9 protein-coding genes and 1 pseudogene are annotated in these 13,414 nt (G+C 67.5%); 6 read left to right on the forward strand and 4 right to left on the reverse strand.

Annotated features, from left to right (window positions below; all coding sequences use genetic code 11):
* Positions 1-8: 8 nt before the first annotated feature.
* The 3 genes from KDW55_RS21325 to KDW55_RS21335 are packed head-to-tail and all read right to left on the reverse strand — an operon-like array spanning position 9 to position 3,945.
* Entirely contained in the window at positions 9-1,214 is a 1,206-nt protein-coding gene (locus KDW55_RS21325; RefSeq protein WP_212161068.1) for a class I SAM-dependent methyltransferase, read from the reverse strand.
* Entirely contained in the window at positions 1,211-2,152 is a 942-nt protein-coding gene (locus KDW55_RS21330) for a UDP-glucuronic acid decarboxylase family protein (protein ID WP_174554660.1), read from the reverse strand. Before KDW55_RS21330 ends, KDW55_RS21325 begins: the two co-directional genes overlap by 4 nt.
* Entirely contained in the window at positions 2,149-3,945 is a 1,797-nt protein-coding gene (locus tag KDW55_RS21335) for a glycosyltransferase family 41 protein (RefSeq protein ID WP_040142862.1), read from the reverse strand. Before KDW55_RS21335 ends, KDW55_RS21330 begins: the two co-directional genes overlap by 4 nt.
* 507 nt (positions 3,946-4,452) lie before the next feature.
* On the opposite strand from KDW55_RS21335, the gene KDW55_RS21340 reads away from it, so the two are divergent.
* The 6 genes from KDW55_RS21340 to KDW55_RS21365 are packed head-to-tail and all read left to right on the forward strand — an operon-like array spanning position 4,453 to position 12,076.
* Entirely contained in the window at positions 4,453-5,238 is a 786-nt protein-coding gene (locus KDW55_RS21340; protein WP_040142858.1) for a class I SAM-dependent methyltransferase, read from the forward strand.
* Positions 5,235-6,620 (forward strand): FAD-binding oxidoreductase, encoded by a 1,386-nt coding sequence (locus tag KDW55_RS21345; RefSeq protein ID WP_212198033.1) that lies wholly within the window; start codon positions 5,235-5,237, stop codon positions 6,618-6,620. The genes KDW55_RS21340 and KDW55_RS21345 overlap by 4 nt, the downstream gene beginning before the upstream one ends.
* A 5-nt stretch (positions 6,621-6,625) precedes the next feature.
* On the forward strand, positions 6,626-7,333 hold the full coding sequence (locus KDW55_RS21350; RefSeq protein ID WP_212161078.1) for a WbqC family protein: 708 nt from the start codon (positions 6,626-6,628) through the stop codon (positions 7,331-7,333).
* 10 nt (positions 7,334-7,343) lie between these two features.
* The gene (locus tag KDW55_RS21355) at positions 7,344-7,994 is read left to right on the forward strand and encodes a class I SAM-dependent methyltransferase (RefSeq protein ID WP_059548047.1); all 651 of its coding nucleotides are present in this window, start codon (positions 7,344-7,346) and stop codon (positions 7,992-7,994) included.
* 60 nt (positions 7,995-8,054) lie between these two features.
* Complete coding sequence (rffA, locus tag KDW55_RS21360; protein WP_040142850.1) at positions 8,055-9,263, forward strand: dTDP-4-amino-4,6-dideoxygalactose transaminase; 1,209 nt, start codon at positions 8,055-8,057, stop codon at positions 9,261-9,263.
* A complete protein-coding gene (locus tag KDW55_RS21365) occupies positions 9,260-12,076 on the forward strand; it encodes a glycosyltransferase (RefSeq protein ID WP_212198034.1) in 2,817 nt (938 codons plus the stop codon). The genes rffA and KDW55_RS21365 overlap by 4 nt, the downstream gene beginning before the upstream one ends.
* A gap of 43 nt (positions 12,077-12,119) precedes the next feature.
* Here the strand turns inward: KDW55_RS21365 and KDW55_RS21370 are convergent.
* Positions 12,120-13,178: pseudogene (locus tag KDW55_RS21370) on the reverse strand (IS256 family transposase); the annotation flags it as partial.
* Positions 13,179-13,414: the final 236 nt, after the last annotated feature.

A 13,414-nucleotide genomic window follows, 5' to 3' on the forward strand; every position in this document is an offset into this window, starting at 1 on the left:
CGCGGCGCTCAATACGGATGCGGTTCGCGCCCGAAATCGATCAGGCGGCCGTCGTGCTCGATCATCACGGCTGCCGCCGCGATCCCTTCGCGCGACATCTCGGCGACGATGTCGCGCGCGCGCCATTGCGTCGGGATGATGATCACGTCGGCCGGCGCCGCCTTCAGCGCGTCGCGGAATTCGATTTTCTGGCCGGTGCCCGGCACGTAGGTGCCGACCTTGTCCGGATCGGAATCGACGACGAGCGGGAAGCGCGCGGCATCGGCATCGAAGTGATGGATGAACGCGGCGGCCTTGCCCGTGCCGCCCCAAATCGCGATGCGGCGGCCCGATTCGGCCAGCGCCGCGAGCTGTTCGGCGATCGCCGCACGGTTCTCGACCGTGCGCGCCGCGAACCGCAGCGACGCGTCCGCGCGCGTGCGCGCATGCGCGGGCACGCCGAGCCGGACCAGCGCATAGACGACCTCGCCGTCGTAACCGTGCGCGAGCGTCACGATCTCGCCGGCGCGCGCCATCAGCGTGCGGAACGACTCGGTGGTGAACTGCGACACGTGTTCGTAGAAGAAATCGGCGAGGCGATCGGTTTCGAACACGCGATCGATGCACGGTACTTCCGCGAACAGCCAGCACGCGTTCGGCTGGCGCGATGCGCCCCACGCGAGCTGCTCGACGAGCTTCGCCGGTTCGGTCAGGTGTTCGAGCACGTGCCGGATCACGATCGCATCGGGGCGGAATTCGGGCATGTCGGCCAGCGGCGCGAACAAGCGCGCGTGGAATTCGATGCCGTTGCCGGTACCCGCGCACGCGTTCGGATCGAAGCCGGCGAAACGGCCGCCGCCGCTCGCGTGCGCGAGACCGCGTACGAAATGGCCTTCGCCGCAGCCGATCTCGACGACCGTCGGATTGGCCGGCAGCGCGCCGAGCAGCAGGTCGCGCGTCGCTGCCAGATGGCCTTTCCAGATCCCGCCGCTGTTGAACATCCGGTTCGGGTTGCTCTGGTACGGAATCGCGTCGTAGCTGAAGCGGTGATTCCACACGTGCGAACACTGCGGGCACTGGACGAAGTCGAGCGCGTGGCGCGGCAGCGCGCGCGCAGCTTCGGCGGACGCCGGCCATGCAAGCGTCGCGAGCGTGCGCTCGCCTGCCGCGAAGAACGGCGCGGCCACCGTGTGCGCGCAGACGGGGCAGGTAGCGTCGATCAGGTCGGGACTCATGCGTTCACCTGTTTGCGGAAATGGGCGATCGTCTCCTTCAGGCCGTCCTCGAGCGCGACGCCCGGCTGCCAGTCGAGATGCCGGCGCGCGCGGCCGATGTCGGGGCGGCGCTGCAGCGGATCGTCGGCCGGCAGCGGCCGATATTCGATGCGGCTTTTCGAGCCGGTGAGGCGCAGCACGCATTCGGCGAGCTCGCGGATCGTGATCTCGCTCGGGTTGCCGAGATTGATCGGGCCGGTTTCGTCGTCCTGGTCCATCATCCGCATCAACCCTTCGACGAGATCGTCGACGTAGCAGAACGAACGCGTCTGGCTGCCGTCTCCGTACAGCGTGATCGGCTCGCCGCGCAGCGCCTGCATGATGAAGTTCGACACGACGCGGCCATCGTCCGCGCGCATGCGCGGGCCGTACGTGTTGAAGATCCGCACCACGCGGATATCGACGCCGTGCTGGCGGTGGTAGTCGAAGAACAGCGTCTCGGCGCAGCGCTTGCCCTCGTCGTAACACGCGCGCAGCCCGTTCGGATTCACGTTGCCCCAGTAGGTCTCCTGCTGAGGATGCTGCTGCGCGTCGCCGTACACTTCGCTCGTCGATGCCTGCAGGATGCGCGCGCCGCAGCGCTTCGCGAGGCCGAGCATGTTGATCGCGCCGAGCACGGCCGTCTTCACCGTCGACACCGGGTCGCTCTGATAGTGCACGGGGCTCGCCGGGCACGCCATGTTGAACACGCGGTCGGCTTCGACGTAGAGCGGCAGCCACACGTCATGGCGGATCAGCTCGAAATTGACCTGGCCGAGCAGGTGCTCGATGTTGCGCTTGCTGCCGGTGTGAAAGTTGTCGACGCACATCACGTCGTAGCCGGCACGCACGAGCCGCTCGCACAGATGCGAGCCGAGAAAACCCGCGCCGCCGGTGATGAGGACGGACTGGCCGGTCACGATGCGGCCCTCGGCGCGGCATCGACGCGGCGCGCCCACATCGCGTGCAGCGCGTCTTCGAAATGGCGCGCGAAGCGCGGCGCATCGCACAACGGGGCGGCGAGCACCTGCTCGCGCAGCGTCGTGCGCAACACCGCAAGCTCGGCCGGATTGCGCGCGAACGCGACGGCCTTCGCGACGTATGCGTCGTCGTCGTGGGCGATCCATTCGGGCAAGCGCGCCGCCTGCAGCAGGCTTTCGCAGATATGCGACAGGAAGCGCGCGCCGCGGCGGCCGAGCACCGGCACGCCCATCCACAGCGCTTCGGCCGTCGTCGTGCCGCCCGGGTACGGGAACGGACTCAGCATCAGGTCGACGCGCCGGTAGGCCGCCAGATATTCGTCGCGCGGCGAACGGCCTTCGAACTGCAGTCGCGCCGCATCGATGCCGTGCGCGGCGAAGCGGGCCGCAAGCGCGTGCTGCTCGCGCGCATCGTCCAGATGCGGCGCCTTCACGAACAATCGCGCATCCGGCACGTCGCGCAGCACGCGCGACCATACGTCGATCACATGATCGGTAAGCTTCGCGAGCTTGCCGAAATAGCCGAAGGTCGGATAACCGTTCGCGAGCATCGGCAGCGGGCCGCCGTCGAGCTCGATCGCGGGCGGCGTAAAGCACAGATAGCTGTCGGGCAGGTGCCACGCGCGTTCGACGAAATGCGCGGCCTCGTCGGCCGGCATCACGTAGCGGTCGCCGATCACGTAGTCGATCGCGCGCATCCCGGTGCTCGCGAAGTAGCCGGGCCAGCTCACCTGCAGCGGCGCGGGCGTCCATGCGAACAGCGGCAGCCGGTTATGGATCGTGTGGCCGGACGCATCGATCAGCACGTCGATGCCGTCGTCGCGAATGCGGGCGGCCGCGGCCGCATCGTCGAGGCTGGCAAGCGAGGTCCACGACGCGAAGCGCGGTTTGATGCGCGCGGTGACGTCGTCCTCGACGTCGCGCGTCGCATACGCGTGCAGCTCGACGCGCTCGCGCTTCAGATGCGCGAGCATCCCTTCGATGAAGTAGCCGACCGGGTGCGCCTTCAGGTCGCCCGACACGATGCCGACGCGCAGCGGCCGGCCGATGCGCGGCGCAAGGTCGACCCGCCACGTCGTGTACGGCTGCGCGCGCTGCGTGACCAGCGCGTCGAACCGCATCGCTTCGTCGAGATACGCGCGCGGATCGAACGCATCGCTGTAGTGGTACGCGAACAGCAGGTTGCTGCGCGGCTCCGGCAGTTCCGGACGCAGCGCCACCGCGTGCTGGTACGCCTCGAGCGCGGCTGGAATCTCGTTCAGGTCGAGCAGCGCATTGCCGAGGTTGTTGTATGCCTGGCCGTGGTCGGGTTGCAGTGCGATTACCTGACAGAACGCGTCGACGGCCGCGCGTGCGTTGCCCGCGAGCCGCTGCGCGTTGCCGAGGTTGTTGTAAGCGTCGACGTAGCCGGGCCGCAGCTCGATCGCGAGACGGAAGCACTCGGCGGCGGCGGCCGGACGATTGTTCGCCTGCATCACGTTGCCGAGGTTGTAGTAGTAGATCGCGTCGGGCTTGATCTCGATCGCGGCCATGATCAGCTCGGACGCCTCGTGATAGCGCCCGTACTGGTGACCGATCAGGCCGAGCAGATGCAGCGCGTCCGCGTGCCGCGGCTCGGCGTCGAGGATGCGGCGGTACAGCGTCTCGGCTTCTTCCAGGCGGTCGGCCTGGTGGAGTGCCAGCGCCGCTTCGATCGTGGCGACGGGGGAGTCGGACAGCGTGAGATCAGTCATCGTGGTAAGCCAGCGTGGGTTCGATACGGAGCGCGCGACACGCGCGGAGGCCGCCGCCGCGCACGCACGGACGGCCCTCGACATGCCAGCATTCTCGGCGTGCGCACGGCGTTCCAATCGGCGGAGCAGGTGGGGGATTTGGTCGCTTTTCATGTGACGGCGCGGCTGTCGCCTTGACGGCGATCAACGTCGCGGTTCGCGCGCACGGCGGCCCGCCCGGCGCGCCGGCCATTCGCCGCACCATCGCGCGAAGCCTTGCCCGTCAATGGCCGGCGACCGCCCGCGCGCGCGGACCCGGCCGCCGGCTGGCAGCCGCGCACGCGGGCATTCACGGAAATGCGGGGGAAAACGACCCGCTAATCCGCCATTTGATCCCGGGCGCGGGTCGATAGACTCGGGCACAGACTTGGAGGCGTCCACCGCGCGGACGATCGCGCAGGGCGCAAGCCGCTTGCCCGACGCGGCCGGGGTGCCCCGATTCCCCTCTCAGCGCCTGGAGCCATGTGTATGCACGAGTCCTCAATCATCTCCAACTCGAACGACGACCAGCTCGCCGCACGACGCGAACTCTTCGATCTGATGCAGACCTATCCGGCGACGCAGGAGGAACTCGAGCGCTCGCTCGGCCTGTTCGTGCGCGGTTCGCTGCTGGCGCGGATACTCGCGACGTTCGAGGTCTACGAACAGATCGTGCCGCTGCCGGGTTCGATCCTCGATCTCGGCACCTGGCGCGGCCAGACGGCCGTGCTGTGCGAGAACTTCCGCGCGATCCTCGAGCCGCTGAACTTCCAGCGCCGCATTCACGCGTTCGATACGTTCACCGGCTACGCGGGCTTCTCCGACAGCGATTCGCGCGACCGCAAACTGTTCTCCGACGGCACGTACTCGCTCGCCGGCGACTATGCGGACCTGCTGCGCAACCTGCTGTCGCTGCACGAGCGCAACAACGCGATGGGCCACGTGAACGGCAAGCACCACGTGTGGGAAGGCGACTGCCGGGACACGCTGGCCGCGTACGAGGAAGCGCATCCGGGCGAACCGGTCGCGCTCGCGTGGTTCGACCTGAACGTGCCGGGCCCGACCCGTCACGCATTCGAAACGGTAATGAGGCGACTCGTGCCGGGCGGCGTGGTCGCGTTCTGGCAGCTCACGCGCGGCGGCCAGACACCGGCCGAAGGCATCCACTACGTGCGCGAGCTGCTCGGCAAATACCCGCACCGCGTGCACAAGGCGAAGTCGTATCCGTCGCTGTGCTATCTGACGTTCCCTGAAGGCGGCGGGGTGCGCACATGAAGATCGCGATCCTCGGCAACGGCATCCTCGGGCTGATGACGGCCCGCGCATGGCAGCGCGCCGACCCGGACGTCGAGCTGGCCGTCGTCGGCCCTGCGCAGCGTCCCGGCTCCGCGACGCGCGCGGCCGCCGCGATGCTCAACTCGTTCACCGAACTGGAAGGCGATTCGCTCGGCACGCCGATCGACCGCTTCAAGTTCGAACTGAGCCGAGCGGCGACCGCGGCCTGGCCTGAAGTGTTCGCGCAGGTCTGCACGCCGGATCGCGCGGTCGCGCATGGCTTCGGCACCTATGTGCTGAACAACGCCGCGACCGACGCACTCGACGACGAGAACTTCGCGGCGATGCGGCGCTTTTGCCGCGAGTTCGAGGAACCGTGCGAGGCGGTCGATCCGGCCGGCATTCCGAACTATCATCCGCAGCCGCAGTTCCGCGCGCTGAACGCCGTGTATCTGAAGCGCGAAGGCTGGGCGAACCCGAAGCAGTTTCTCGATGCGCTGCAGGCATGCGTCGCCGCGGCCGGCAACGTCACGTTCGTGTCGGCCGAGGTCGAGCGGCTCGACGTCGCCGGCGGACGTGTGTCCGGTGCGCGGCTGAGCGACGGCACGACGCTCGACGCCGACCGGTTCGTGCTCTGCAACGGCGCGAACCTGACGAAGGTGCTGCAGGCAAGCGTGCCGGATCTGCCCGTGCAGCGGCTGTTCTACGGGATCGGCATGTCGATCGAACTGCAGAGCAGCGAGAACGTGCATACGCACTGCGTGCGCACGACCAATCGAGGCCTCGCATGCGGCGTGTATTCGGCGCCGTACGGGCCCGATCGCACGCTCGTCGGCGCAAGCAACTACATCAGCCCGGTGCCGCACGAGCACGGGCACGCGGGCAGTGCGTACACGCTGCTGAAATCCGCGATGGACCAGATCAACTCGCGCTTCTCGCGTGCGAATCTCGTCAACGTGAACGTCGGCTGGCGGCCGACCACGTCCGACCTGTATCCGCTGTTCGGCGAGACCAGCGTGCGCGACCTGTGGATTCTCGGCGGCACCAAGCGCGACGGCTTCCACCTGTCGCCGGTGCTGTGCCGCGATCTCGTCGCAGCGATGCGCGGCCAGCCGATCGATCCGCGCTATGCGGAACTCGCGCCGGAGCGGCCGCTGATTCGCAATCTGTCGCGCGAAGCGGCGATCGCGAAGACGGTCCGACACCAGATCAACGCCGCTTACCAGCACGATTTCGTGCCCGCACGCAACCGGATGGTCGAGCAGCTCGAACGCGCGATCCGCGCCGATCTCGAAGCGCTGCACGACCGGCTCGGCGCGACCGACTGGGGTATTCCGCCCGAACTCGTCGACATGTACCGGTACGGTCACATTCCCGCGTGACCGACATGACCGTGCAGCCGAAACGCATCGCGATCGTCCAGTCGAACTACATCCCGTGGAAGGGTTACTTCGACCTGATCGCCGCAACCGACGAGTTCATCCTGTACGACGACGCGCAGTACACGCGGCGCGACTGGCGGAATCGCAACCAGATCAAGACGCCGCAGGGCGTGCAGTGGCTGACCGTGCCGGTCAAGGTGAAGGGACGCTATTACCAGAGCATTCGCGACACCGAGATCGACGGCGCCGACTGGGCCGAACAGCACTGGACGCGGCTGCGGCAGAACTATGCGCGCGCGCCGCATTTCGCGCATTACGCGGGCGAGCTCGAGGCGCTGTATCTGAACGGCACTCACCGCACATTGAGCGCGCTGAACCTCGTGATGCTGACGTGGATCAACCGGCAGCTCGGCATCGACACGCGCATTTCGTCGTCGTCCGACTACACGCTGGAAGGCGATCGCACCGACAAGCTGCTGAACCTGTGCCTGCAGGCTGGCGCGACCGAATACCTGTCGGGCCCCGCCGCGCGCGACTACCTCGACGAGAGCCGCTTCGCGGCCGAACGCGTCGCGGTGCGCTGGTTCGACTATCCGGCCTATCCGGCGTACCCGCAGCTGTGGGGCGAGTTCGTCCACGGCGTGACGGTGCTCGACGTGCTGTTCCATTGCGGCCCCGATGCGCGCCGGCATGTCGTGACCGGCCGACCCTGAGGACGATGCGATGCACGATTCCCGACACTCGAGCCTGCTGGCAGACGTCGCCGCGTATTACAGCGCGCGCCTCGCCGAGCACGGCCAGACCGCGCGCGGCGTGGACTGGAACGGCGAGGACAGCCAGCGGCTGCGGTTCGCACAGCTGACGAAGATCGTCGCGCCCGGGGCCGGCGGCTTCTCGGTCAACGATCTCGGCTGCGGCTACGGCGCGCTGGTCGATTTTCTCGACGAGCACGCGGCAGGGCGCAGTCACACTTACGCGGGCAATGACGTGTCGGCGGCGATGATCGACGCGGCTCGCGAGCGCTATCGCGATCGCGCCGACGTGACGTTCCACGTCGACGACGCGCCACGGTCGGCTGCCGACTACGGGATCGCGTCGGGCATCTTCAACGTGCACCGCGGCCACGACGACGACGCGTGGCTCGACTACATCCATGCGACGCTCGACACGCTGCACGAAACGAGCCGCGCCGGCTTCGCGTTCAACTGCCTGACGTCATATTCGGACCCGCCGCACATGCGTCCGGAGCGGCTGTACTACGCCGATCCATGCGCGCTGTTCGACCGCTGCAAGCGCCGCTACTCGCGCCACGTCGCGCTGCTGCACGACTACGGGCTGTATGAATTCACGATCCTCGTCCGGAAGGACGGCTAAGCGCGCACGCGCATGCCGCCGGCCCCGATGCCCTTGTTCACGCCTTCGCGGAGTTCCGTCATGTTCGCTCCACCCAATCTCGACCGCATTCCGTTCGGCCGGCCGTTCATCGTCGGCAAGGAGCTGTACTACATCGCGAAGGCTGTCGAACAGGGCGGCCTTGCCGGCGACCAGGCATTCACGAAGCTGTGTCACCAGTGGCTCGAAGCGCGGATCGGCTGTCATCGCGCGCTGCTCACTCACTCGTGCACGGCCGCGCTGGAGATGGCCGCGATCCTCACCGACGTCGGTCCCGGCGACGAAGTCATCATGCCGTCCTACACGTTCGTGTCGACCGCCAACGCGTTCGCGCTGCGCGGCGCGACGCCCGTGTTCGTCGACATCCGTCCCGATACGCTGAACCTGGACGAGAAGCTGGTGGCCGCCGCGATCACCGAGCGCACGCGTGCGATCGTCCCCGTCCACTATGCAGGCGTCGCGTGCGACATGGATGCGATCATGCAGCTCGCCGACGACTACCGCTTATGGGTCGTCGAGGATGCCGCGCAGGCGATCCAGTCGACCTGGAACGGCAAGCCGCTCGGCAGCCTCGGGCATCTCGCGTGCCTGAGCTTCCACGAGACCAAGAACGTGATCGCCGGTGAAGGCGGCGCACTGCTCGTCAACGACGAGCGGCTCGTCGAGCGTGCGGAGATCATCCGCGAAAAAGGCACGAACCGCAGCCAGTTCTTTCGCGGCCAGGTCGACAAGTACACGTGGGTCGACGTGGGCTCGTCCTACTTGCCCGGCGAATTGATCGCCGCGTTCCTGTACGCGCAGTTCGAGCACGCGGACGTGATCACCGAGCAACGGCGCGCGACCGTGAAGCGCTACGAGGATGCGTTGCGGCCGCTCCACGATGCCGGCCGCCTGACATTGCCTGCCGTGCCGCTGAGCGAAGCGGGCAACGGCCACCTGTTTTATTTCCTCGCGCGCGACCTCGCGGAGCGCACGGCGCTGCTCGAGCGAATCCGCGACGCGGGCGTGTTTGCCGTGTTCCATTACGTGCCGCTGCACAGTTCGCCGGCCGGCCGCCGCTACGGCCGTTGCGGCTCGGGCATGCACGTGACCGACGACGTTGCCGACCGCCTCGTGCGCCTGCCGCTGTACCACGCGATGAGCGACGCGGAACAGGAGCGCGTGCTGCAGGTGGTATCCGACTTCTACCGGACGGCCGCACGACCGGTTGCCCGCCGCCCTTCACCGAGCCTCGCGCCGTCCCTCCCATGAACGACTCGCCCCGCATCTTCGCGCCGCTCGGCCATCCGTACTACGTGTCCGCGCCGCCGTACCTGCAGACGTCCGGCGGTGTGCGCGCAATGCACTACCTGTGCCACGCGCTGAACCTGCTCGGCTGCGAGGCCTACATCAACACGGCTAACGTGCATCCCGATCTCCGCACGCCGTTGCTGACCGAGGAGATCGCGCGCGCGCATTTCGTCGCGGGCCGTAGCCCGGTCGCCGTCTATCCGGAGATCGTCGAAGGCAATCCGTTCAACGCACGCTGCGTCGCACGCTACCTGCTCGCGGAGCCCGGGCGCATCAACGGGAAGCCGATCGATCTCGCGCCGACCGATCTCGTGTTCACGTTCGGGCCGTCGATCGTGCCCGACGGCTGGCACGCCGATCTGCTCAGGGTGCCTCTCGTCGACACGCGCATCTTTCATTGCGACGGTGTCGACGACACGACGCGCCACGGCACGGCCGTGTTCCTGAATCGCCATCTGCGCCGCGGCGGTGCGCTCCATTCGGCGACGGCCGAGTCGATCGAGATCTCGCGTCGGGTGCTTGAGCGCTCCGCGCACGAACTCGCCGAGCTGTTTCGCCGTGTCGAATGCCTGTACCTGTACGAATGGTCGACGGCGGTATTCGAGGCGCTGATGTGCGGCTGCCCGGTCGTGTGCATCCTGAACGACGCGTCGATGCCGAAGGCCGAGCGGTGGGTCATGAACGGCAAGGGGATCGCGTGGGGGCTGGATCCGCGCGAGATCGCGCACGCGAAAGCGACCGTGCACGAAGCGCGCGACGTATATCGCGAAGAAGAAGCACTGTTTTGGCGGCAACTGCGGGCGTTCGTCGAGAAGACGCAGGCGCGCGCCGACGAGCTCGACGTGCTGCCGGCGGCGCAGTGCGCGGCCGGCGCGGGGACCGTGACCACTGCACGGCCGGCCGCCGGCTCCGCGGCGCGGAGCATGGCCGTCGTGTGCGCCGCGCCGGTAACCGATCCGCACATCGCCGCGCGGTTCGCCGCGCCATTTCATGCGCTTGCGCGCGAATGGAACGTCGAATTTCCTGTCGGCGACACCGGCATCGATCTCGACGCGCTACAGCGCGCCGACGTGATCGTGCTGCATGACGCGACCGCGGCGCTGCTGTCCGGCGCCGCGCTCGAGCAACTGTTCGCGCTCGGCAAGCCGGTGGTGTGCGACCTGGACCGACCGTTCGACGCGATCGTGCTCGCCGATCCGGACATCGCGGGAAGCGCTCGCCGACGCGCCGCCATGCGCGACGCGATCCGTCGTGCCGACGCACTGGTGGTGCGCTCGGACGCGATCGCTGCCACGTACCGGCACGTCAACGCGGCGGTACACGTGCTGCCGGTCGATGCGGAGCCGGCGCGCCATGGCGCGCTGTATGCGCGACTGTCCGAACACGGACGGCGAGCCGCTGCAGCGGCACCGGCGCCGGGTGGCTCGCCCGCACCGCAGACGCGATCGGCGAAGCGGCTCGTCGCGTACGCTGTCGACCCCGTCGATGGTGCATCCATGCAGCGCCGTCTCGTGTTGCCGTTCGCGCGGCTCGCTGACGAGTGGACGCTCGTCAGCGGCCTGGCCGACGCAGCTGCGATCGCCACCGCCGACGCCGTGCTGCTCGATCGCCACACGCCGGGCCTGCTGCCGCTGACGGCGCTGAGCGCGATCTTCGAATTCGACAAGCCGGTGATCTACGCAACCGATATTCAGCCGCCCGCGCAGCCGATGGCGGCCGACCCGGCGCTCGCCGGCATTGCGTTCACGATCGGCAACGCGCACGCGATCGTCGTGCCGACACCGGATCTCGCGCGCCAGTACCGGCCGTGGAATCCGAACGTGTTCGTGCTGCCCGACAGTGTCGATCTCGAACTGTTTTTGCGCCCGGTGCGGGCCTGCAATGACGCGCGCGTGACGATTGGCGTCGCCGGCGCGGCGCTGCTGCCGGATAACTTCGCGCTGGTCGATGCCGCACTGCGCGCCGCGTGTGCGCGCCATCCGGGCCGCATCGCCGTGCAATTCTTCGGCGCGCACGTGCCGGCCGGCTGGGAGCAGCATCCGGCGAGCGAATTCGTGCACGCGCCGGAGGGATACCGCGCGTATGCGCAGCAACTGCGCACGCTGGAATGGGACGTTGCGTTAATGCCGCTTGCGGATACCGACGACGGTGCGGCGAGCGCGATCCAGCGGCAGGAGTTCGCTGCCGCCGGTATTGCGCTCGTCGCAAGCGACCGGCCGGCGCTGCGCGCCGAACTGGACGACGGCGACGACGTACTGTTTGCCGGCGATGCCGCGCACGCATGGGACGACGCGCTCGATCGCGTCGTCAAGCAGCCCGCGCTGCGCAGGCGGATCGCGCGTACCGCTCAGGCTCGTGTGCGCAAGCACGGTGCGCTGCAAGCGCGCGTGCCGATCATTCGCGAGACCTACCGGCGGTGCGTCGACCGCAAGGGTGCGGCCGTGCCGTTGCCGCCGCGCGATGCGCCGATTCCCGGTGTGCTGATTCTTGACGCGAAGGGCGACGCCGAACGCGTGGAGGCCGCGCTGCGCGTCGTCGCGACGCGGGCGGAACGGGATCTGCTGAGCGTGGTGCTGACGACGGCGGCCGGAGCGCTGCCCGAGTGGACCGAGCGGCTGCGTTACGTGAGCACGTCGACGCAGGAATACGCGGCCACCGCGGACCAGCTCGCGGCGATGCCGGCGTTCGACTGGGTTGCGATCGTCGATGTGGCGGATATCGAGGTGGGTAACGCTTCGCTGGAAGCGGTGGCTGCGGACGCGGTGATCGACTGACGCTGTGCGCGGGTCGGTGCAGGTTCGCGGTGCGGGACTCGTGCATTTCATCCGTCGTATATACGATTCGGCGCACCTCGGGCGGATAGGCAAAGAAGGGAATCACCTGTTCCCATTGGCGCTGCCACATGGCCGCGACGGTCGGGAATTCGCGGCCCCACTCGCTTTGCGCAAAGACGTCGAGCGCTGCTGCCGCCGCCTCGGCCGTGGCGGCCTGGTAGATCGGCTTGATCCCGGCAGCCAGCGGCTTGCGGTCCTTCCAGCTAGCCAGGTTCAGCGAATTTCGGATCAGATGCACGATGCAGGCCTGGATTTGGGCGCCGGATAGACCGCCTCGATCGCTTCGGGGAAGCCGCGCAACCTATCGGCCACCGCGATCAGGATGTCGTGCAAGCCGCGGTTCTTCAGCTCGTTGAAGACCTTCAGCGAGAACTTGGCGCCTTCGGTTTGCTCGATCCACAAACCCAGTACTTCCTTGCGGCCGTCGGCGCCGATGCCCAGCGCAAAATAGACCGCCTTGTTTTAGACCATGCCTTCGTCGCGGATCTTCAGCCGCAGCGCGTCGAAGATCGGATACATGGCCTCGAGCGGGCGCTGCTGCCACTGTTCGACGTCGATCACCTCGTGGGTGACCGTCGAAATTAGGTCGGGCGACACCTGCAACCCGTACAGTTCCAGCAGATGGCCCTGAATCTTGCAAACGCTCATGCCGCGCGCATACATGGTGATCACGTGATCGTCGAAGCCTGGCAGCCGGCGTTGGTACTTGCCGACCAACTGCGGCTCAAACGTCGCCTGTCGATCGCGCGGAATATCCAGCTTCAGTTCGCCGTTGGGCGTCAGGACCGTCTTGCGGCTTGGTGCCGTTGCGGTGGTTACCCCTGCCTTGCTCGGTCTCGGCGTCCAGATGGTGGCTCAACTCGGCCGCGAGCATGCGCTCGGCCAGTTGCTTCTTGAGCTGACCGGCCAGCCCCGATTCGCCCAGGATCGACTCGGCATCCTTGCCCTGAACCTGGGCAAGCGACTGACCGATCAGCTCATCGGGAAACAGCTTTGGTGCCTTCGGATTCTTGCTCATCTTGCTCACTGTTGCATCGGTCATAGGACGTTAGCTCCGTTATCGTCTCATGACCTCGGCACACTAAAAATCTGACAGGCTCGTGGCGTTCCGTTCCCGCTGATCGCGGAATCCAGCGGGCCTGCGCGACGATCGACGTGCAGGCCCCTTCCGGCTAAGCGGTTATCATAGCAACGTCAAACGTTGGCGTGCCCGACACATTCAGCGCAACCGCGCCAGAGGAAGACTCGGCATTTTACTGTCCGGCCGGTTCATTATTT

Source organism: Burkholderia sp. AU19243 (genome assembly GCF_018148075.1).
Taxonomy (GTDB): Bacteria; Pseudomonadota; Gammaproteobacteria; order Burkholderiales; family Burkholderiaceae; genus Burkholderia; species Burkholderia latens_A.